At 69.7% G+C, this 21,071-nt stretch carries 18 protein-coding genes (1 of these 18 cut by a window edge); 10 read left to right on the top strand and 8 right to left on the bottom strand.

The window, feature by feature from the left end; genetic code table 11:
• Positions 1-10 precede the first annotated feature (10 nt).
• From OG899_RS06180 to eccCa, 5 genes are all read right to left on the bottom strand, one after another.
• Entirely contained in the window at positions 11-424 is a 414-nt protein-coding gene (locus OG899_RS06180; protein ID WP_168132229.1) for a hypothetical protein, read from the bottom strand.
• A gap of 51 nt (positions 425-475) precedes the next feature.
• Complete coding sequence (mycP, locus tag OG899_RS06175) at positions 476-1,879, bottom strand: type VII secretion-associated serine protease mycosin (RefSeq protein WP_168132228.1); 1,404 nt, start codon at positions 1,877-1,879, stop codon at positions 476-478.
• A gap of 28 nt (positions 1,880-1,907) precedes the next feature.
• Positions 1,908-3,446 (bottom strand): hypothetical protein, encoded by a 1,539-nt coding sequence (locus OG899_RS06170; protein WP_168132227.1) that lies wholly within the window; start codon positions 3,444-3,446, stop codon positions 1,908-1,910.
• Positions 3,446-3,910, bottom strand: coding sequence for a hypothetical protein (locus tag OG899_RS06165; protein ID WP_168132226.1), 465 nt, complete (start codon positions 3,908-3,910; stop codon positions 3,446-3,448). Before OG899_RS06165 ends, OG899_RS06170 begins: the two co-directional genes overlap by 1 nt.
• A gap of 68 nt (positions 3,911-3,978) precedes the next feature.
• Positions 3,979-7,935: a type VII secretion protein EccCa gene (gene eccCa, locus OG899_RS06160; protein WP_168132225.1), complete on the bottom strand. Its 3,957-nt coding sequence runs from the start codon at positions 7,933-7,935 to the stop codon at positions 3,979-3,981.
• 163 nt (positions 7,936-8,098) lie between these two features.
• On the opposite strand from eccCa, the gene eccD reads away from it, so the two are divergent.
• The gene (gene eccD, locus OG899_RS06155) at positions 8,099-9,565 is read left to right on the top strand and encodes a type VII secretion integral membrane protein EccD (protein ID WP_168132224.1); all 1,467 of its coding nucleotides are present in this window, start codon (positions 8,099-8,101) and stop codon (positions 9,563-9,565) included.
• Between the two features lie 250 nt (positions 9,566-9,815).
• Complete coding sequence (locus OG899_RS06150; protein ID WP_168132223.1) at positions 9,816-11,303, top strand: PQQ-binding-like beta-propeller repeat protein; 1,488 nt, start codon at positions 9,816-9,818, stop codon at positions 11,301-11,303.
• A 136-nt stretch (positions 11,304-11,439) separates the two neighbouring features.
• Here the strand turns inward: OG899_RS06150 and OG899_RS06145 are convergent, their stop codons facing one another.
• Positions 11,440-11,739 (bottom strand): DUF397 domain-containing protein, encoded by a 300-nt coding sequence (locus OG899_RS06145; protein ID WP_125500173.1) that lies wholly within the window; start codon positions 11,737-11,739, stop codon positions 11,440-11,442.
• 342 nt (positions 11,740-12,081) lie between these two features.
• On the opposite strand from OG899_RS06145, the gene rpsO reads away from it, so the two are divergent.
• The 5 genes from rpsO to OG899_RS06120 all read left to right on the top strand — a co-directional run bounded on the left by rpsO (position 12,082) and on the right by OG899_RS06120 (position 17,712).
• Positions 12,082-12,369, top strand: coding sequence for a 30S ribosomal protein S15 (rpsO, locus tag OG899_RS06140; RefSeq protein WP_030619140.1), 288 nt, complete (start codon positions 12,082-12,084; stop codon positions 12,367-12,369).
• Positions 12,370-12,804: 435 nt separating this feature from the next.
• The gene (locus tag OG899_RS06135) at positions 12,805-15,018 is read left to right on the top strand and encodes a polyribonucleotide nucleotidyltransferase (protein WP_125500182.1); all 2,214 of its coding nucleotides are present in this window, start codon (positions 12,805-12,807) and stop codon (positions 15,016-15,018) included.
• A complete protein-coding gene (locus tag OG899_RS06130; protein ID WP_125500174.1) occupies positions 15,015-16,394 on the top strand; it encodes a pitrilysin family protein in 1,380 nt (459 codons plus the stop codon). Before OG899_RS06135 ends, OG899_RS06130 begins: the two co-directional genes overlap by 4 nt.
• A gap of 86 nt (positions 16,395-16,480) precedes the next feature.
• Entirely contained in the window at positions 16,481-17,233 is a 753-nt protein-coding gene (gene dapB, locus OG899_RS06125; RefSeq protein ID WP_125500175.1) for a 4-hydroxy-tetrahydrodipicolinate reductase, read from the top strand.
• Positions 17,234-17,256: 23 nt separating this feature from the next.
• The gene (locus tag OG899_RS06120; protein WP_125500176.1) at positions 17,257-17,712 is read left to right on the top strand and encodes a tetratricopeptide repeat protein; all 456 of its coding nucleotides are present in this window, start codon (positions 17,257-17,259) and stop codon (positions 17,710-17,712) included.
• Between the two features lie 84 nt (positions 17,713-17,796).
• Here the strand turns inward: OG899_RS06120 and OG899_RS06115 are convergent, their stop codons facing one another.
• Together OG899_RS06115 and OG899_RS06110 are read right to left on the bottom strand one after the other, a co-directional pair.
• Positions 17,797-18,354, bottom strand: coding sequence for a PH domain-containing protein (locus tag OG899_RS06115; RefSeq protein WP_125500177.1), 558 nt, complete (start codon positions 18,352-18,354; stop codon positions 17,797-17,799).
• Positions 18,355-18,453: 99 nt separating this feature from the next.
• On the bottom strand, positions 18,454-18,687 hold the full coding sequence (locus OG899_RS06110; protein WP_125500178.1) for a hypothetical protein: 234 nt from the start codon (positions 18,685-18,687) through the stop codon (positions 18,454-18,456).
• A gap of 263 nt (positions 18,688-18,950) precedes the next feature.
• On the opposite strand from OG899_RS06110, the gene thyX reads away from it, so the two are divergent.
• The 3 genes from thyX to OG899_RS06095 all read left to right on the top strand — a co-directional run.
• Entirely contained in the window at positions 18,951-19,691 is a 741-nt protein-coding gene (gene thyX / locus OG899_RS06105; protein WP_125500179.1) for an FAD-dependent thymidylate synthase, read from the top strand.
• Between the two features lie 224 nt (positions 19,692-19,915).
• The gene (dapA, locus tag OG899_RS06100) at positions 19,916-20,815 is read left to right on the top strand and encodes a 4-hydroxy-tetrahydrodipicolinate synthase (protein ID WP_125500180.1); all 900 of its coding nucleotides are present in this window, start codon (positions 19,916-19,918) and stop codon (positions 20,813-20,815) included.
• 189 nt (positions 20,816-21,004) lie between these two features.
• On the top strand, positions 21,005-21,071 hold the beginning of the coding sequence (locus tag OG899_RS06095) for a ribonuclease J (protein ID WP_125500181.1). Its footprint extends 1,619 nt past the window's final position; the window shows 67 of its 1,686 coding nt (coding positions 1-67); its start codon is at positions 21,005-21,007; the stop codon falls past the right edge of the window.

Genomic DNA, 21,071 nt, shown 5'->3' with positions numbered 1-21,071 from the left:
TTTTGCTCTCTTACCTCAGTGTGCGCTCACCACGGTGGCGTGCAGCCTCTTTCTGTTCTCGCGCCCTGTAGTCTTGTGCGCTCGCGCGAAGGGCCCCAGCCACGTCTTTCTCCAGCAGGCCCTCGACATACTTCATTTGAGATTGCCATCTGCTGGTGAAAGTGGCGAAGGCCGATGCCGACTTGAAGCCTTTCAGGCTGTCACCTACCTCGCCGGTCTGTTGCATGGCATCGTCGTCCGCGGCCGCGAAGTCCTTACGTACCTCGTCTGCTTTCTTCGCGCGCTCCTCGAGGACGCTCGATGTGACTACCAGCCGCTTCTCTCCACCGGACTTGGTGGGAGCTCCGTTCAACTGCATACTGCTTCGCTGACGGGTCACCGCCTTGGTGCGCGCTTGCCCCCACAACTCATCGAACGAAGACATCGAGGTACTCCCGCCTGTCATTGGTGGTTGAACGATTACCTGCTCGGGTACTCATTGCTGCCGTCCCGGGTACGGAGGTGCCGCCCCGTCGGCCGACGAACCGCTCACCGGGCCGGCGGGGTGGCCATGGGGCGGGTATGGCTGAGGCGGAACCGCGTACGGCTGGTATGGCGGTGGCGGCATCGGCGAGGCGGTTGGCGCCGGCGTCGAGCGGCGGCGGCGTGCGCGCAGCAGGGGGACGGCAACGGCTGAGCCGAGGAGGGCTGCGGTTGCGATGCCCAGGCCGATCCACAGAGACGTATTGCTACCGTCTTCGTTCTTTGGCGTTGCTGTCTCGGAAGTGTGAGTGGGCTGATTCTCAGGGCCCGTCGAGTCGGTTGCTTCGGGGGACGGGGACTTGGCATCCGCCGCAGCGAGGTCGGGGAGTGGGTAGACGTCGGGCGGGCCCGGGTCGCCCGGGTCCGTCAAAGCGATCCTGGGCCGGACGCCTCCGTAGCCGACATAGTCACTGTGCTTCTCCCCGCCTGATGGTTTGCTGGCGGTGTTCAGCATGACGCGGAGAACTTGGTTGTTGGTCCAGTCGGGGTGTTTGGACCAGATGAGGGCTGCGGAAGCGGAGGCTATCGCAGTGGCGGCACTGGTCCCTTGCCCCTTGCAGATCTCGCTTCCCCCGGTACAGGCATGGATCATGTCGACGCCAGGTGCAACGAGGTCGACTTGAGGGCCGTGTTGCGAAAAATCAGCTACCTTGGCATGTTCGTCTGCAGCCCCGACACCGACGACGCCTGGGGTGGCAGCCGGATACATGACGTCGTTTCCTTTGTCTCCGGTGTTTCCCACGCCGGCGAACAAGAGTTTGCCCTTGGACAGGGCGTATCGTACGGCCGACTCCAGTTCCGGAGTCTCGACGTTGTGTTTGCCTGGAGAGTCGGCCATTGCAATGGACATGTTGATGATTTGAGCCTGACTGTCGGCCGCATACCGGATAGCCTGGCTCAGGACTCGGGAGTATTCCGCGCGGATGTCGACTTGGCCGAAGTCTTCCTCTGTATAACGCATGCGGATCGGTAGGATCTTCGCCCCTGGAGCGAGACCGTACGACCCGTTTGCAGGCCCCCGTGCTCCTGTGGCCGCAATGAGAGCAGCAACTCCAGTTCCGTGGTTTGCCAGATCTGTATGTTCGTCGCCGCGCTGCTCCGAGTAGTCCTTGCCGTCCAGAACCTGGCCTTTGAGGTCGGCCAGAGAGTCATCCACGCCGGAGTCGATGACCGCCACGGTGATGCCTCGGCCGGTGCTGATTTTCCACATCTCGTCGGCATGCATGGCATCCAAATGCCATTGCCGTGCTCGTATGGATTCCGCGTGGGCAGGTGTGGTGGCTACGGCCGCCAGCAGCAGCCCCAGAACAGCCGAAACGGCCGATCGTCGCCGCAAGGTCCGGTTGTTGGTATGCATGTGCCTTCCTGCAGGGCGATCGCGGGCCTCAGTCGACCACCGGCGGTAGTGCCCGACGGCTGTCAGGCACCCAGGTCTCTTCGTCCTCGACGAGGTAGCCCGGCCGTGGGCTCTGCTGTTCCTTGTCAGTTTCCCGGGATCGGCCCGACGTTGTCGGTGCTTGTGTGCGGCCTGTGGCTGTAGTTCGTGGCTGGTCACCGGTGTTCGACGACGTTCCTACGAGCCCTGATCCGCCTGGTGTGAAGGGGCGCCCTGTCGGACGTCCTGATCCGGTGTGACCGCTTCCGAACCTCCCTCCCGGTTCGGAAGCCAGTCGCCGGGCTGCAGACGGGCCCTTGGCAGCACTCGGAGGTCGTTCGACGGTGCCTGGACGCAGCGCATGAGGCATGCTCATGCGCCCCTGTGTGTTCTCTGCGCCGATGACCGTGCCGCGGCCGATGCTGTTGTATGCCCGACCGGACCCCGAAGAAACCGGTCGTCCACCGACGATCCCGGACTCGCGGGGTAGACGAAGGGAGTGTCCGTCTGCCGCGGACGGGATTTGTGCCGGTGGCTGTGCCCGCGGCACTGAAAAAGGCGCTTGCCCACCCCCACCGATTGGGGTGGCCACAGCGGGCGGTTGTCCCAAGGTGGGGAGCTCCTGGCGGGAGGGGCCGGCCTGCGGCGTTCTGGGCTCCGGAGAGCTCGGTGCTGAAGTAGGCGCGAGAGTGTCTACGGTGTCAAGCCCCAGATTGACAGGCTCGGACTGCTGGACGTGTTGAGTCGGGAGCACCCGGGTATCGCGTGTGACGACAGGGACCGGTGCAGTGTGCGCGGCAGGGCTTACGGTATCGCTGTGCCGCTGCAGAGGAGCGTGTCCTGCCTGGTAGGCGCGTGAGTCGGGAGCCGAAGTGGACGCCAGTTGGCTCGCATGAAGGTACTCGTCGCCCATAACCCAGGCTCTGGGCTCGAGGTTCCTGGCCGGCGGTGAAAACGTAGGCGGCGACATGCTGTTGACCTGCTGCCCTGTGGCCTCGTACGTCTGCGCCAGCTTCCGCAGCTGCTGGATGGCCTCGTGGCGGATCTTTTCGATCCGGTACTCCGCCTCCTCGGCATTCGACTGGGCTGTCTGTGTCAGCTTGCGAGCATCAGGATCGTGCCGGGCGCTCGACGTCGCTGTCGCTGCGATCGTCTCGTGGGCCTTCTTCAGGTCGGCCCTGGCCTGCTGCGTCTCCGACGTGTCCGGCATCGCGGACTTCGCCTCGGCGATGGCCTGGGAGACCACCTGCATGCAGCGGGAGGAGATCAGGGCGTACTCACCCAGATTCAAGGTGGCGCTGGCGGTCTGCGCAGCCCAGTCGCGGAACGCGTCACCACCGTCGCCCTGCCACTCCAGGTCCTTGACGTACTGCATGAGATCGTCGCCGATCTTGGTGATCGTCGATGCCGCTTTGGCGAGCTTCTGATGCAGCGACTGGGCGCCGGCGGAGCTGGCCGACTCCAGCATGGCCACCAGCTGCTCGTGAGTCTTGGACTCGAAGTCGGTGCGAACGAGTTGCGGCTGGTGCTTCTTCGGCTGCTCGCCCATCACCACTCCTCCGTGTCCTTGGACGTGTCCTTGGACGTGACCATCGTGGCCGACTCACGCGGTGCGTGAGGATCACGTCCCGGTACGTAGTACCTCTCCACCTGCGCGTTGATGGCTCGCATCCGGGCCTTCAGATCCTCGTCCAGGTTCGCGTAGCCCACCCGCGAGGCCTCCACCGCGAGGCCCATGCCCTCGATCTGTGCGCTCAGCGCCTTGGAGAGGTTCTCCAGTTCGTCATGGACAAGGGTGTAGGAGTCGTAGAGGAACTGTGCCTCTTTGAAATCGGAGGAGCCCAGTTGTGCGCGCTGGAGCCGGTCGGTGCCGACCTTGCCGGGGGCGGCCTCCGACCTGTCCAGCTCCTCGAGCAGTGCGTCGACCCGTCGTTTGAAGGTCTTCATGGCCTCGTGCTGGACGTCCAGCGACGGTTTGGGGTTCTTCGCCCCGTCGCCCCCGTGAGTGCCCACCTGAACTACCTCCCCCTTCCGACCGGCCGCTCCGCCCGCACGGCGGAGCGGCGACTTGACTGATCACTCTAGTGGCGCTGGGTGAGCATCCCCACCTGAATCAGCGACGTACCGCGCTTGCGCGAAACGAACACGCCACGGCCCGGCGGCATCGGGCGGGCCCGGACGGTGCCGAGGATGTCGCCCTCGCTGGGGTCACCGGAAAGGACGATGCCCTGTGCGCCGAGCTCCTTCACCCGCTGCATGAACGACTCGTACATAGCCCGCGAGGCGCCCGCGGAGTTGCGCGCGATGATGAACTTCACGCCCACGTCGCGGGCGAAGGGCAGGTGTTCCACCAGCTGTGCCAGCGGGTTGCCGGTGGATGTCGACACCAGCTCGTAGTCGTCGACGATGACGAACAGCTGGGGGCCGCTCCACCAGCTGCGGTCGCGCAGCTGCTGCGGGGTGATGTCCGGCTTCGGTGCGCGCATCTCCATGAACTGGCGCACCGCGTCCATGTGGACCTCCATCGCCGAGGCCATCGGCGCGTACTCGAGCAGGTGCGACTCGGGTACGGCCTCCAGCATGGTGCGCCGGTAGTCGCCGACGACGATGCGGGCCTCGGCGGGTGTGTACCGCTCGGCGATCTGCTGGGCGATCAGCCGCAGCAGGTTCGTCTTGCCCGACTCGCTCTCGCCGAACACCAGGAAGAACGGATCGGTGTCCAGGTCGATGAAGACCGGCTCCAGGTCCGCCTCGTCGATGCCGATCGCGATGCCGCGCTCCGGGAACTCGAAGCCCTTCGGCAGCTGGTCGGCCGGCAGGACGCGCGGCAGAAGACGGACCGCGGGAGCCGCGGACCCCTGCCAGTGGGACGCGACGGTCTGCACGAGCCGGGCCGTGGCGTCGGCCAGGTCGTCCGGCGAGGAGGAGGAGTCGATGCGCGGCAGTGCCGTCATGAAGTGCAGCTTCTCCGGGACCTGACCGCGGCCCGGTACGGCGGCCGGCACGTTCGAGGCGACCTTGCGGTCGAACTCGGAGTCCATCGGGTCGCCCAGGCGCAGCTCGAGCCGGCCGAGGATCTGGTCCTTGAGGGCCGACCGCACCTCGAGGTAGCGCGAGGCCGAGATGACGACGTGGATGCCGTAGCCGAGACCGCGTCCGGCGATGTCGTTGACGACCTCGTCGAGTCCTTCGTAGTCGGCCTTGAAACTGCCCCATCCGTCGATCACCAGGAACACGTCGCCCCAGGGTTCGCCGGACAGCTCGCCGGAGGCGCGCAGCTTGCGGTACGTGGCGACCGAGTCGATGCCGCGTGCCCGGAACAGCTGCTCGCGGCGGTTGAGGACACCGGCCACCTCCGCGACCGTGCGGCGGACCTTCTCCGGGTCCAGCCGGGAGGCGACGCCGCCCACATGCGGCAGGTCCGTCAGTGAGGCGAGGCCGCCACCGCCGAAGTCCAGGCAGTAGAACTGGACCTCCTGCGGGGTGTGCGTGAGCGCGAACGACGTGATCAGGGTGCGCAGGAACGTCGACTTGCCGGACTGCGGGCCGCCCACGATCATCATGTGCCCGGCCGCGCCCGAGAAGTCCCGGTACAGCACCTCGCGCTTCTGCTCGAACGGCTTGTCGATGAGCCCCAGCGGGACCGTGAGCCCGCCCAGGCGCGTGTACTCCGCCGCGTGGAAGCCGCGTTCCGGCGACGCGGACAGCGGCGGCAGCAACTGGTCCAGCGCCGGTGCCTGGTCCAGCGGAGGCAGCCACACCTGGTGGGCGGGCACGCCCTGGCCCTCCAGCCGCTGCACGATGACGTCCAGCACGGTGTCGGCCAGGGCCTCGTCCTCGCTGCGTGCGGCCGGAGCCGTGTCCGGGACCGGGTCGGCGACGGGCACCGGAACGGCCGGAGCCGTGAAGAGCGCCGGCCGGCGCACCAGCGGCCGGTTGTCGTGCGTCACCTCCTGGCCCGCGGCGCGATACGGGCCCGACACGTAGGCGGCCTTGAACCGCACCATCTCGTCCGTGCCGAACTTCAGATACCCGGAGCCGGGGACGGACGGCAGGTGGTAGGCGTCCGGGACACCCAGGGCGGCGCGGGACTCGGCGGCCGAGAAGGTCCGCAGACCGATGCGGTACGACAGGTAGGTGTCCAGGCCGCGCAGCCGGCCCTCCTCCAGACGCTGCGAGGCCAGCAGCAGGTGCACACCCAGCGACCGGCCGATGCGGCCGATCTGGATGAACATGTCGATGAAGTCGGGTTTGGCGGCGAGGAGTTCGGAGAACTCGTCGATCACCAGGACCAGCGAGGCCAGCGGCTCCAGCGGGGCACCGGCGGCACGTGCCTTCTCGTAGTCGTGGATGTTGGCGAACTTGCCGGCGGCGCGCAGCAGCTCCTGACGGCGTTGCAGCTCGCCGCGGATCGCGTCCTCCATGCGGTCGACCAGGGTCAGGTCGTCCGCGAGGTTGGTGATCACGGCGGCCACGTGCGGCATCTGCGACATGCCGGCGAACGTCGCACCGCCCTTGAAGTCCGCCAGGACGAAGTTCAGCGTCTCCGAGGAGTGCGTGACCGCCAGGCCCAGCACCAGGGTGCGCAGCAGCTCGGACTTGCCGGAACCGGTGGCGCCCACGCACAGGCCGTGCGGGCCCATGCCGTCCAGCGCCGCCTCCTTCAGGTCCAGCATCACCGGCTGGCCGTCCTCGCCGACGCCGATCGGCACCCGCAGCCGTTCCGGCATGGAACGCGGCCGCCAGGTGCGTGCGACGTCCACCGAGGCGGCGTCGCCGAGACCGAGAAGGTCGGTGAAGTCGAGGTTGGACAGCAGCGGTTCGTCGTCGTCACCGCCGCCCATGCGCAGCGGGGCCAGCTGCCGGGCCAGCGCTTCCGCGGCGGGCAGCGACAGTTGGTCGGGCGTACCTTCGTAGGCGAAGTCGCCACCGGAGTCCAGCAGCAGCCGCTCGGGGTGCACGACGATCGACAGGTCGCCGCGCGGCTGGTCCAGCTCACCGGAGACGACCTCGACGATCGTCACGCCCTGCAGGCCTTCCACCGCCGCGAAGGCCGAGGTCGGAGGCACCATGCCGCCGTCGAGGACCACCAGGATGTGCGGCTGGTCCAGCAGCGGCTGTCCGTCCCTGCTGAACCGCGGCCGGTTCTCCAGCCGGTTCGCCAGCAACTGCTCCAGCTCGCCCAGGTCGTCACCGAAGAGCCGGCGCGTGCCCGCGCCGTCGAACTGGCCCGGCACCTGGCAGTGCGGCAGCCACTTGGTCCAGTCCCACCGGGCGACGGCACCCGGTGAGGTCACCACGGCGACGATCAGGTCGTCGGGGGAATGCAGGGTGACTGCCTGGGCCACCAGTGCCCGGGCGGCCGACTGCGCGCTGTCCGGGGTGCCGGAGACGGTCACGTGGTAGAACGCGCGCAGCGACACGGCCACCGGCAGATCGTCCAACTGGCCGTGCACGGCGAGGAACCGCTGCAGCGCCCCCGCGCACAGCGGCTCCAGTTCGTCCACGGGAGCCGTCTGCGGTGCCACCAGCGGGGTGGCCAGCTCCTGCGGGCCGAGACCGATCCGCACCTGCCCGAAGTCCTTGTCGGTGGCGCGGCGTTCCCACACCCGGCTGCCCTCCGCCACCACCGACCACAGCTGGTCCGGTGAGGGATGCAGATACAGCTGCGCGTCGCGTTGGCGCAGCGCGGTCCTGCGCACCGTCCGCCGGGTCTGGGCCAGGTAGCGCAGGTAGTCGCGGCGCACATCGGCCATTTGCCCTTGCGCACCACGCCGGTAACGGATGATCTGGGAGACGACCATCGCGGCGGTGGACACGAGCATCAGAACACCCATGACCCGCATGAAGGGGTGGGCGTTCGGGGACGCGAAGTAGAACACCACCGATGAGGCCATGCCGAGGGTGGGCAGGATCTGCATCAGCATGCTCTCCTGCTGGCCCCGCGGAAGCTCCGGTGGAGCCTCCAACACCAGTTCGTCCGAAGGGACTTCGGGTGGCAGGCTGCGCGGCGGGCGCTTGATGACGATCTGACTCACCGGAGTATCCAAGCCCCCTGTACGGACGATCGGTCGAACACCGGCACCCCCGTGGCGACGGTCGTTTCGCGCTTTCCGGCGATCCTACTTGTCATGCACGGCAACGGCTGCCGGTAGGGTGACGACCGCAGCGTGCGCATCCGCGAACAGGGGGTCATGGAAGGTGAGTACGACCGCGGCGACCGGATTCTGCAGAGTCACCGTCGTGGCACCCGACAGCCGTATCGACGTGGCGCTCCCGGTGGACATCGCCATCGCCGACGTCTACCCGGAGATCCTGCGCCTCACCGGCCAGACCCAGGAGGCCGGCACACCCACCGGCTACCACCTGGTGCGGCGCGACGGCCGTGTTCTCGACGGCGCCCGCACGCTGGCGGACGAGCGGATCCTCGACGGCGAGGTGCTCAGCCTCCGGCCGTTCGCCGAGTCGCTGCCGCCCGCGGTCTACGACGACGTGGCGGACGCGGTGGCTTCGGCCGTCGTCCGCGACCGGCACCTGTGGAGCGACGACCTGCTGCGCGCGGCGGGACTCGCCGGCGGTGCACTGCTGCTGGTCATGTGCGGTCTGGTGCTGTGGTACGCCGATCCGGTCCGCCACGACATGCACGGTCTGCCCGGGATCGTCGCGGGCGGGCTGGGTGTGCTGCTCACCGCCTTCGCGGGTGTGCGGGCGCGGGTGTACGCCGACCGGGTCGGCGCGGTCGCGATCGGCCTCGGCACGTTGCCGCTGCTGTTGATCGCCGGGTGCGGCATCGTCGGACCCGAACCGGGGCAGGGACCGGGCGCGCTGCAGTTCATGCTGGGCTGTGCCGTCGCCCTGGTCGCCTCCGTGGCGCTCGTCGCGCTCACCCCCGGGGGTGACGCACCGTTCGTGGCGGCCGCGTTCGCGGCGACGGCCGGCACGCTGGCCGGTTTCGTGGCGGTGCTCACGGGCGCCTCCGCCACCGACATCGCCGCGGGGTGCGCGCCCGTCGCGATCGGCATGGTCGCCTTCCTGCCGGCGCTGTCCAGCCGGTTCGCCCGCCTGCCCGTCGGCTACGCCTCGCCGCGGTCGACCACCCAGGAGGAGTTCGACCCGGAGTCGGCGCGACGGGACGTCGATCCCCTGGACGCGGAGCGCATCGCGGCCCAGGCACGGCGCGGCCACGAGATGCTGCTGGGCCTGGTCGGCGGCACCGCCGCCGTGGTGGTCGCCTCCGCCGCCGTCCTCGGCTTCTCCGACGACGTCTGGGCCCAGCTGCTCGCCCTCGCCTCCGGGCTGGCCATGCTGCTGCGCGCCCGTCTGTTCCGGTACACCGCGCAGGTCTCCTGTGTCCTGGCCGCCGGCTTCGCGGCGGTCGTGCTGCTCCTGCTCGGGCTCGCGCTCAACCCGCCCGGCCACGCCCTCACCGACTTCGTCCTGCACGGGGACCGCGGTGCCCTGGACCTGCGCACCATCTGGCTGACCGCCGCGATCACCGCGGGAGCGCTTCTGATCACCGCGATCGGCCTGATCGTGCCGCGCACCGGGCTCAGCCCCTTCTGGGGACGCTGCATGGAGATCGGCGAGGGCTTCGTCCTGCTCACTCTGGTCCCGCTGGCCCTGGCCGTCTTCGACGTCTACGCGACCGTCCGCTCCATGACCGGCTGACGGCCGGCCACCACCGCCGGCACGACGCCGCGCCGGGCAAGGCGCCACGGGAGGACACCGCGACCGGGCCGAGACCGCTTGCCGCCTCCGGCGCTCGCCGGACCCGGTCCGCGCGGGGCAGCGGCGCCCCCGCACCAGCACGTGCTTCGGTCGGCAGGCGAGCCGATGGGGCCGCTCGCGCCGGACGGACAAGAGCGCCGCACTCGGTCAGGCACCGGCCCCCTTCGGTCACGAAAGGTTGTGTCGACACGTGAGCTACGGCCCACCCCCTTCCGTCTACACCCAGTCGGCCGTGGCGGCCGACCAGGCCCGCAGACGCCGGCGCAGGTTCGGCATCCTCGCCGTCGCCGTCGCCCTGGTCCTGGTGGCCGCGGGCGGACTGTCGTGGTGGTTCCTGGCGCGGGAGGGGACTCCCGCGGACGGCAAGCAGGCGGCGGCACCGGCCCCGGACGAGATCCGCGACACGGTGGAGACACCCCCCGTGTCGCCCGAGGGCCGAAAGGTGATCGACCACTACGCCGAACACCTCGAGAAGTTCGACGAACTCCACCCCCGCTACGCGCCCGGCACCTGGGCCACCGACAAGATCCTCGCCCGGGGCTTCGCCGACCGGGTCGAGGGCTACCGGATCAACGACCGGTACGACGAGACGGTCTGGACCCTGGAACTCGGCGGCCACATCTGCGCCGTCAGCCGGCACGTCACGGTCGACGGTCGTACGGCGGTGGTCGTCCAGCCGCACAGGGAGGCGGACGCCCCGGACGCGAGCGTCTGCGAACAGGTGGTCTTCTTCGATCTGAACACAGGGCGCAAGCTGTGGCAGAAGACGATGCCGTCCGCCGACTTCGCCTACGTCACGAACACCAACATCACGTTGACCGAGGGCGTCGTCGCGATCGGCTGGGGCCGGGGTTCGGTGGCGTACGACATGAAGAGCGGCCGCCGGCTGTGGAACAGCACCCTGGGCTCCCACTGCGAGGACGCCGGTTTCGCAGGCGGACCCGCGCTGCTCGCCCTCGAGGAGTGCGGAGAGGGAGACAACGCCACCTACCGTGTCCAGAAGCTCGATCCCAGCACCGGAAAGCCGCTGTGGACCTACCGGGTCGCCAGGGGCGTCGGATCCGTCTACCTGCCCTCCTCCGACCCGCCGGTCCTCGCCGTCGCCGCCGGCGGCACCCAGGTCACCGACCTGATCGCGCTCGACGACCAGGGCCGCCACCAGACGACCATCTCGCTGCACGATTACGAGCCCGCCTGCGGGCAGCGGGATCATGGGTTCTTCGGTCTGCTGGAGACCTGCGACGGTGTGGTCGTGGGCCGCACCGAGGTCTATGTCGCGAGCAAGGAGGACTTCAGCAAGGAAGGACCGTCCAACTGGATCGTGGCGTTCGACCTGAAGACCGGCAAGAGCGTGCGCAAGTTCGACGGCCGCTGGTTGCAGGAGGTCGTACCGCTGCGCAGGAGCGGCGACGACCTGCTGATCTACCGCGTCTCCAACGCCTTCAACCCGGGTGCCCTGATCAGCTGGAACCCGCGCACGGACAAGGAGACCCTGCTGCTGCTCATCCAGTTGCCCCAGGACGTCGCGTTCGAGCTGAACGACCCGGAGAAGACGGAGATCGTCGTCGAGAAGGGAAGGATCTTCTTCGGGCGGCGCGCACTCGCGCACGACGAGGACGAGCCCGAGAAGAAGGTGCTGATGGCGGTCGGCTACGGCACCGCCGGCCTGAAGCACTGACGGCGCGGGCGAGGGGAACCATGACAGGGAGGGGCCGGCACCCACCACAGGACACCGGCACCCACCCCGAGCGGGGCGGCACCCCCGTGCCGCCCCGCCCCGCTTCACGGCGCCGTGCCGTGCCCGGCCCCGGGCCTCACTTCCCGTCGCCGTCGGGCTCGTCGTCCCCCGGCGCCGGTTCCAGGTCGAACTCCCCGTCCCGGGCGCCCAGCACGAAGGCGCGCCACTCCGCCTCGGTGTAGCGCAGCACCGTGTCGTGGTCGAGGGAGGAGCGCATGGCGACGGCGCCGCCGGGAAGGTAGGCGATCTCGACGCGCTCCTCGTGGTCCTCCGTGCCCGGGGCGCAGTGCCATTCCACGCCCGAGATGTCCAGGGCGTACAGTTCGTCGCGCTCCCGTTCCTTGCGTGCCTTGATCTCCGCTTCCGTCTCCGTCATGCCGCAGCGACCCCTTCCCGACGTAGTGACGGCGTGGCAGGACCCCAGCGCGCGGTGCGCCCCCGGTGACGAGGCCGGTACCCACCGTGCAGGGTCCTGGCCTCACCCTAGTGGCCCGCACGGTTCCGGCAGGCGGGTTGCGCCCACCGGTGCGAAGCCGGGCCCGGGCGCCTGGTAACCTGAGCGGCGGCCGTTTGTGTACGCACCCCCGGCGCAACCGCAGGTCATCCTGCCCGCCCTGGGGGACGCGCCCAGCGAGCCCGGCCTCCCGAGTCATGGAAGCTCCCCTGAGAAGAAGACCAGGGGCACTCGGTGGCACTCGAAAGAGCATGAGGAGTACGCGTGTCGCTCGACGCCGCCACGAAGAAGCAGATCATCGCCGAGTTCGGTACCAAGGAGGGTGACACCGGCTCCCCCGAGGTCCAGGTCGCCCTGCTCTCGCGTCGGATCTCCGACCTGACCGAGCACCTGAAGACCCACAAGCACGACCACCACTCCCGCCGCGGCCTGCTGATCCTGGTCGGTCAGCGCCGCCGCCTGCTGCAGTACCTCGCCAAGAAGGACATCCAGCGCTTCCGTACGCTGGTCGACCGCCTCGGCATCCGCCGCGGTGCTGCGGGCGCCAAGTAAGACGCCGTGAAGGGAGCGGTTCCCGTCGCAGGACAAGGGGACCGCTCCCTTCGCCGTATGTGCTCGTAGGTGCTCGCGGTCCGTGCGCACGGCGGCTCCGCTCCGTCGCGTGCCGCGGCCCGGCCGCACCGCGGGCACGAGCCCCGCACGTCCTGCGCCGTCGCGGGACGTGCGGACTGTCAGTGCCGCTTTGTACTGTGGTACCAGAAGGCACTACGCATGACACAGTGTGATGGCCCATCCCCCGCAGGGGCCGGGCCGGGCGCACGACGAACGAGGAGAAGCGCGCCTCGACGCCGCCGGTCCTCGGTAGTGGCCCCCGGGGATGAGCCCCGGGTGCTTCGATCGAAGACCGGCCCGCACCGCACGGAGCGCTTCTCCGCCACCGTCCCCCTGCCGCACGGGCGGGAGGACGAGGACGAGGAGAAAACGCTAGTGGAGAACGAGACCCACTACGCCGAAGCCGTGATCGACAACGGTTCCTTCGGCACCCGCACCATCCGCTTCGAGACGGGCCGCCTGGCCAAGCAGGCCGCCGGCTCCGCGGTGGCGTACCTGGACGACGAGACCATGGTCCTGTCGGCCACCACCGCCTCCAAGAACCCCAAGGACCAGCTCGACTTCTTCCCGCTCACGGTCGACGTCGAGGAGCGGATGTACGCCGCCGGCAAGATCCCCGGCAGCTTCTTCCGCCGTGAGGGCCGGCCCAGCGAGGACGCGATCCTCACCTGCCGCCTCATCGACCGCCCGCTGCGCCCGTCCTTCAAGAAGGGCCTGCGCAACGAGATCCAGATCGTCGCCACCGTGATGGCGCTCAACCCCGACCACCTGTACGACGTCGTGGCGATCAACGCCGCCTCCGCGTCGACGCAGCTGGCCGGTCTGCCCTTCTCCGGCCCGATCGGCGGCGTCCGTGTCGCGCTGATCAACGGCCAGTGGGTCGCCTTCCCGACCCACACCGAGCTGGAGAGCGCCGTCTTCGACATGGTCGTCGCCGGCCGTGTCCTGGAGGACGGCGACGTCGCGATCATGATGGTCGAGGCCGAGGCCACCGAGAAGACCATCAAGCTGATCGAGGGCGGTGCCGAGGCCCCCACCGAGGAGGTCGTCGCCGCCGGCCTGGAGGCCGCCAAGCCCTTCATCAAGGTGCTGTGCAAGGCCCAGTCGGACCTCGCCGCCAAGGCCGCCAAGCCGACCACCGAGTTCCCGATCTTCCTCGACTACCAGGACGACGTCCTGGAGGCGCTGACCGCCGCGGTCAAGCCCGAGCTGGCGCAGGCCCTCACCATCGCCGGCAAGCAGGAGCGCGAGGCCGAGCTGGACCGGGTCAAGAACCTGGCCGCCGAGAAGCTGCTGCCCGAGTTCGAGGGCCGCGAGAAGGAGATCTCCGCCGCCTACCGCGCGCTGACCAAGCAGCTGGTCCGTGAGCGCGTCATCAAGGAGAAGAAGCGCATCGACGGCCGCGGTGTCACCGACATCCGCACCCTGGCCGCCGAGGTCGAGGCCATCCCGCGGGTCCACGGCTCGGCGCTGTTCGAGCGCGGCGAGACCCAGATCCTGGGCGTCACCACGCTGAACATGCTGCGCATGGAGCAGCAGCTGGACACCCTCTCCCCGGTGACCCGCAAGCGCTACATGCACAACTACAACTTCCCGCCGTACTCCACCGGTGAGACCGGCCGCGTCGGCTCCCCCAAGCGCCGCGAGATCGGTCACGGCGCCCTGGCCGAGCGCGCCCTCATCCCGGTGCTGCCCTCGCGCGAGGAGTTCCCGTACGCGATCCGCCAGGTCTCCGAGGCCCTCGGCTCCAACGGCTCCACGTCGATGGGTTCGGTCTGCGCCTCGACCATGTCGCTGCTGAACGCCGGTGTGCCGCTCAAGGCCCCGGTCGCCGGCATCGCCATGGGTCTGATCTCCCAGGAGATCGACGGCGAGACGCACTACGTCACCCTCACCGACATCCTCGGTGCGGAGGACGCCTTCGGCGACATGGACTTCAAGGTCGCCGGCACCCGGGACTTCGTCACCGCCCTCCAGCTCGACACCAAGCTGGACGGCATCCCGGCCTCCGTCCTGGCCGCGGCCCTGAAGCAGGCCCGCGACGCCCGCCTCCACATCCTCGACGTGATGATGGAAGCGATCGACCGGCCGGACGAGATGTCCCCGAACGCGCCGCGGATCATCACCGTGAAGATCCCGGTCGACAAGATCGGCGAGGTCATCGGCCCGAAGGGCAAGATGATCAACCAGATCCAGGAGGACACCGGCGCCGAGATCACCATCGAGGACGACGGCACCATCTACATCGGTGCCTCCGACGGCCCCTCCGCCGAGGCCGCCCGCGCCACCATCAACAGCATCGCCAACCCGACGATGCCGGAGGTCGGCGAGCGCTACCTCGGCACGGTCGTGAAGACGACCACCTTCGGTGCGTTCGTCTCCCTGCTGCCCGGCAAGGACGGTCTGCTGCACATCTCGCAGATCCGCAAGCTGGCCGGCGGCAAGCGCGTGGAGAACGTCGAGGACGTGCTCGGCGTGGGCCAGAAGGTCCAGGTCGAGATCGCCGAGATCGACTCCCGCGGCAAGCTCTCCCTCGTCCCCGTCCTCGAGGGCGAGGAAGCGAACGAGAAGGACGCCGCCGCCAAGTGACGTCCCGTGGCTTCAAGGCGACGGCCCGCACCTCTCCGGAGGGGCGGGCCGTCGCCCGTACCCAAACCCTCGTCAAGGGCACCAACGGCATCGGCACCGTGCGTCGCACCACCCTCCCGGGCGGCCTGCGCATCGTCACCGAGACCCTGCCGTCCGTGCGCTCGGCCACCTTCGGCATCTGGGCGCACGTCGGCTCCCGCGACGAGACGCGCTCGCTCGGCGGTGCCACCCACTACCTGGAGCACCTGCTCTTCAAGGGCACCGCACGCCGCTCCGCGCTGGACATCTCCGCCGCCCTGGACGCCGTCGGCGGCGAGATGAACGCGTTCACGGCCAAGGAGTACACCTGCTACTACGCACGGGTGCTCGACACCGACCTGCCGCTGGCCATCGACGTGGTCTGCGACATGCTCACCGGCTCGCTGATCCGCGAGGAGGACGTCGACGTCGAGCGCGGCGCGATCCTCGAAGAGATCGCCATGACCGAGGACGACCCCGGCGACTGCGTGCACGACCTGTTCGCCCACACCATGTTCGGCGACACCCCGCTCGGCCGCCCGGTCCTCGGCACCGTCGAGACGGTCAACGCGCTCACCGCCGACCGCATCCGCCGCTTCTACAAGAAGCATTACGACCCGACCCACCTCGTGGTCGCCTGCGCCGGCAACATCGACCACGCCAAGGTCGTACGCCAGGTCCGCGCCGCCTTCGAGCGGGCCGGTGCGCTGAAGAATGCCGACGCCGTGCCCCTCGCCCCGCGCAACGGGCGGCGCGTCGTGCGCACCGCGGGCCGCGTGGAGCTGCTCGGCCGCAAGACCGAGCAGGCCCACCTGGTGCTGGGCATGCCCGGCCTGGCCCGCACCGACGAGCGCCGCTGGGCCCTCGGCGTCCTCAACACCGCCCTGGGCGGCGGCATGTCCTCCCGGCTCTTCCAGGAGATCCGGGAGAAGCGCGGCCTGGCCTACAGCGTGTACTCCTACACCTCCGGCTTCGCCGACTGCGGCCTGTTCGGCGTCTACGCCGGCTGCCGGCCCAGCCAGGTGCACGACGTGCTGCGGATCTGCCGCGACGAACTCGACCGCGTCGCCGAGAACGGACTGAGCGACGACGAGATCCGCCGCGCCGTCGGACAGCTGCAGGGCTCCACCGTCCTCGGCCTGGAGGACACCGGGGCGCTGATGAACCGTATCGGCAAGAGCGAGCTGTGCTGGGGCGAGCAGATCTCCGTCGACGACATGCTCGCCCGGATGGCGGCGGTGACCCCGGACGAGGTCCGCGAAGTCGCCCGGGACGTCCTCGGACAGCGGCCCTCGCTGTCGGTCATCGGCCCGCTCAAGGACAAGCAGGCCGCCGGACTGCACGCGGCGGTCTCCTGACCGCCCCGGGCCGTACGATCACTGGTCACCACCCTGCTGCACCCGGCCCGCGGGCCGGGCAGCCCCGGTCGTAAGGAAGCTGAGAGATGAGCAAGCTGCGCGTGGCGGTCCTCGGTGCCAAGGGAAGGATCGGTTCCGAGGCCGTACGGGCCGTAGAGGCCGCCGACGACATGGAACTGGTCGCCGCCCTCGGCCGGGGCGACGCCCTGGAGACCCTCGTCGACTCCGGCGCCCAGGTGGCGGTCGAGCTGACCACCCCGGCGTCGGTCATGGACAACCTCGAGTTCTGCGTCCGCAACGGCATCCACGCCGTCGTCGGCACCACCGGCTGGACCGACGAGCGCCTCGCACAGCTGAAGGGCTGGCTCGCCGCCTCCCCGGACACCGGGGTGCTCATCGCCCCGAACTTCTCCATCGGGGCCGTGCTCACCATGAAGTTCGCGCAGATCGCCGCGCCGCTGTTCGCATCCGTGGAGGTCGTCGAGCTGCACCACCCCAACAAGGTGGACGCCCCCTCCGGCACCGCCACCCGCACTGCCCAGCTCATCGCCGAGGCCCGCCGCCGGGCCGGCACCGCCCCGGCACCGGACGCCACCGCGACCGCGCTGGACGGCGCCCGCGGCGCCGACGTCGACGGGGTGCCGGTGCACGCGGTGCGGCTGCGCGGCCTGCTCGCCCACCAGGAGGTCCTGCTGGGCGGCGAGGGTGAGACGCTCACCATCCGGCACGACTCGCTGCACCACAGCAGCTTCATGCCCGGCATCCTGCTCGGTGTGCGCCGCGTCGTGTCCGCCCCCGGCCTGACCTTCGGCCTGGAACACTTCCTCGACCTCGGCTGAGCGAAGAGAGACCCGAGCTTCCCATGCGCGCGAAGATCACCTACATCGTCACGGCCGCCGTCCTGGTCTTCTACTTCGTCCTGGTCGGCAGCCGTGGCGTGCTGCTCGTCCGGTCCGGCACGCCCGTCACGATCGCCCTCGGCATCGCCGTACTGATCCTGCCGGTGATCGGCCTGTGGTTCCTGTGGAAGAACACCCAGTTCGTCCGCCGGGCCAACCAGCTCGCCGCGGAGCTCGACGCCGAGGGCGGCCTGCCCGTCGACGAGCTCGAACGCCTCCCCAGCGGGCGCATCGACCGCGACTCCGCCGACGAGGTCTTCGCCAAGCGCAAGGCCGAGACGGAGGCCGCCCCCGACGACTGGCGCACCTGGTTCCGCCTCGCCGTCGCCTACCACGACGCCCACGACACCGCACGCGCCCGCAAGGCGATGCAGCGCGCCATCGCCCTGCACGACGGCAAACCGCTGCCGCTTCCCTGAGACACCGGCGCCGCGGTCCGTGCGGCAGGTGCGTGTCCCGGCACACCGGTCCGGCCCCGCGGTGACCTGCCCTGCCGGGGAGCGTCAGCGGCTGCGGTGCTCCTCCGCCCAGGCCTCCACCGTGTCCGCGGCCCGGTCGAAGGCCGGCGGCCGTCCCAGGAAGTCGGCGTTGTGCGTGGTCAGCAGCGGCGGAGCGTCCTGCCCATCGCGGTCCCGGCGGCGCCGCAGCACCAGGGCCTGCCCCTGGACTGTGCGCGGAAGCCCCAGCCACCGCACCGGCTGCTGCAGCGTGCGCACCGCGGCCACCTGCGCCCACGGTGTCGTGCGGGTGACGAAGAACCGCACCTGGCGCAGGCCGCGCGAGCTGACCCACACGCCCATGCGCAGCAGCCGCAGCGCCCCGGCGACGACGGCCAGGCCGACGGCGCAGCACACCGCCGCCGAGGCCGGGTCGCCGGTCAGCATGATCGCGACCCCGGCGAGCAGCACGAACGAGGACAGCAGCAGCATCAGCGCGGCGGCGCCCACCCGCCATGGCCCGGGCCGGTAGGGACGCCGCCAGTGCTCCGGCGCGTCACCGGGCAGGGCGACGTCGTCGTCCGTGTCGAAAGCGCGGTCGGCCGTCAGAAAGGGCAGGGGCACGGCTGGTCCTCACTCGGTCCCGGCAGGGGCTGTGCCGGTGAGGCTATCCGGCTGTGCCCGCGCTCACCACCCTCGGGGGGCCGACGGTGCGTGCCCGGCTCAGCGGCTCTGCACGGCCTGCGACGTCTGCGCCGGCCCGTCGTCGGCCGACAACGCGGGCATCCCCAGGATCAGGGACCCCACGAGCCCGGCGACGACGGTCAGGCCCAGCAGGCACCGCCCGGCGATCTGGCCCGGGGTCGGCCGCGGCGGGGGCGGGGGAGTGACGTTGCTGCGGAACCTGTCGGCCTCGGCGACGAAGGCGAACGGGACAGACTCCCGCCGGACGGACATCGGCGCTCGGCTCCTTTCCTCTCTCTGCCGGCGACACAGTGATCGAACGCGGGTACGTGGCTCATACACGCGTGGGTGTCTCACTCCTACAGACGCACAACGGGTGCGAAGGGTGCCCGCTTTCCCGGGATTCTCCGGCCTTCACCGGCGATGTCGCGGCCCGGCACCGAACGTCCCGGTGTCAGTGCCGGGCCGTAGAGTGGGCGGCGCCCGTGAGACGTGCCGGGCCGCCCGCACGACGTGACGAAAGGGACCCTCAGAACGTGACCGACACCCCCGCCGACGACCTGAAGATCAGCTTCCGCAGCGATGTGACCGTCGAGCTGGTCAAGCACACCGCGTCGGACGCCGACGTGCTGTTCGCAGCGCGTGTCTCGACCCTCGGCGAGCAGTCCCTGGACGAACTGCAGAAGGACCCGGAGCGCTCCAAGGGCCTGATCAACTTCCTCATGCGGGACCGGCACGGCAGCCCCTTCGAGCACAACTCGATGACGTTCTTCATCAGCGCCCCGATCTTCGTCTTCCGCGAGTTCATGCGGCACCGCGTCGGCTGGTCGTACAACGAGGAGTCCGGGCGCTACCGGCAGCTGGAGCCCGTCTTCTACATCCCCGACGCCTCCCGCAAGCTGGTCCAGCAGGGCCGGCCCGGCAAGTACCACTTCGTCGAGGGCACCCAGGCCCAGCAGGAGCTGGTCGGCCGGGTGATGGAGGACTCCTACCGGCAGTCCTACGAGGCCTACCAGGAAATGCTCGCCGCCGGCGTCGCCCGGGAGGTGGCCCGCTCGGTGCTGCCCGTGGGTCTGTACTCGTCGATGTACGCCACCTGCAACGCCCGCTCCCTGATGCACTTCCTCGGCCTGCGCACCAAGCACGAGCTGGCCAAGGTGCCCTCCTTCCCGCAGCGGGAGATCGAGATGGTGGGCGAGAAGATGGAGGCCGAGTGGGCGAAGCTCATGCCGCTCACCTACGCCGCCTTCAACGCCAACGGCCGAGTCGCCCCCTGAGGCCGGCATCGGCCGGCCGGCCGCCCGCGACACCGGTACCGGTGCACGGATCATCCGCGTGAAGTGTCCGTATTGCGGCCTTTGTAGGCATTCATCTAGCCTGAACAAACGGACCCGGCACTGCTTGAACCCCCGAGCAGGCAGTGCCGGGCTCCGCCTTTGTCAGGACTTGTCACCCTCCCCGAGTAGAGCCCCCGCGCCGGGCAGCGAGTAGCGTGTTACCCATGGCTCCGACCTCGACTCCGCAGACCCCCTTCGGGCGGGTCCTCACCGCCATGGTCACGCCCTTCACGGCGGACGGCGCACTCGACCTCGACGGCGCACAGCGGCTCGCCACCCACCTGGTGGACGCAGGCAACGACGGCCTGGTCGTCAACGGCACCACCGGCGAGTCACCCACCACCAGCGATGCGGAGAAAGCGGACCTGATCCGCGCGGTCCTCGAGGCGGTCGGCGACCGCGCCCACGTCGTGGCCGGCGTCGGCACCAACGACACCCACCACAGCATCGAGCTGGCCCGCGCCGCCGAGCAGGCCGGCGCGCACGGCCTGCTCACCGTCACGCCGTACTACAACAAGCCCCCGCAGGAGGGTCTGTACCGGCACTTCACGGCCATCGCCGACGCCACCGGCCTGCCGGTGATGCTCTACGACATCCCCGGCCGCAGCGGCGTCCCGATCAGCACCGAGACGATCGTCCGCCTCGCCGAGCACCCGCGCATCGTCGCCAACAAGGACGCCAAGGGCGACCTGGGCCGCGCCAGCTGGGCCATCGCCCGCTCGGGACTTGCCTGGTACTCCGGCGACGACATGCTGAACCTGCCGCTGCTCTCCGTGGGCGCGGTCGGCTTCGTCTCGGTCGTCGGCCACGTCGTCACCCCGGATCTGCGCGCCCTGATCGACGCCTTCACCTCCGGCGACGTGCAGAAGGCCACCGAGATCCACCAGAAGCTGCTGCCGATCTACACGGGCATGTTCCGCACCCAGGGCGTCATGACCACCAAGGCCGCCCTCGCGCTGCAGGGGCTGCCCGCGGGCCCGCTGCGGCCCCCCATGATCGAGCTGACCGAGGAAGAGACCGAGCAGCTCAAGATCGATCTTGCTGCCGGCGGGGTACAGCTCTGACACCGAGACTTCGCGGGAAACCCCGCACCGCCCGGCCTCGTCCCCGCAGCACGGGACCCCACGGGCGACACAACTGAACAAGCAGGACCACCGGTGCCTGCACACCCGACAACGACAACTGCTCTTGCACGAACGTCATGCGCGCCACGTGCCCACCGGTACGTGGCGCGCGTGGTTGAGGAGAATCTTTTGAGTCATCCGCACCCTGAACTCGGCCCGCCTCCGCCCCTGGCCGAAGGCGGCCTGCGCGTCACCC

The sequence above is a fragment of the Streptomyces thermoviolaceus genome, from assembly GCF_045209695.1.
In the GTDB taxonomy this organism is placed as follows: domain Bacteria; phylum Actinomycetota; class Actinomycetes; order Streptomycetales; family Streptomycetaceae; genus Streptomyces; species Streptomyces thermoviolaceus.
Note: the sequence above shows the minus strand (reverse complement) of the source record. Positions and strands in the feature narration are given on the sequence as shown.

Coding starts and splice junctions, on each gene's coding strand:
- OG899_RS06180 (WP_168132229.1), bottom strand. CDS start 424: ATGTCTTCGTTCGATGAGTTGTGGGGGCAAGCGCGCACCAAGGCGGTG.
- dapA (WP_125500180.1), top strand. CDS start 19,916: ATGGCTCCGACCTCGACTCCGCAGACCCCCTTCGGGCGGGTCCTCACC.
- dapB (WP_125500175.1), top strand. CDS start 16,481: ATGAGCAAGCTGCGCGTGGCGGTCCTCGGTGCCAAGGGAAGGATCGGT.
- OG899_RS06170 (WP_168132227.1), bottom strand. CDS start 3,446: ATGGGCGAGCAGCCGAAGAAGCACCAGCCGCAACTCGTTCGCACCGAC.
- OG899_RS06110 (WP_125500178.1), bottom strand. CDS start 18,687: ATGTCCGTCCGGCGGGAGTCTGTCCCGTTCGCCTTCGTCGCCGAGGCC.
- OG899_RS06120 (WP_125500176.1), top strand. CDS start 17,257: ATGCGCGCGAAGATCACCTACATCGTCACGGCCGCCGTCCTGGTCTTC.
- OG899_RS06145 (WP_125500173.1), bottom strand. CDS start 11,739: ATGACGGAGACGGAAGCGGAGATCAAGGCACGCAAGGAACGGGAGCGC.
- mycP (WP_168132228.1), bottom strand. CDS start 1,879: ATGCATACCAACAACCGGACCTTGCGGCGACGATCGGCCGTTTCGGCT.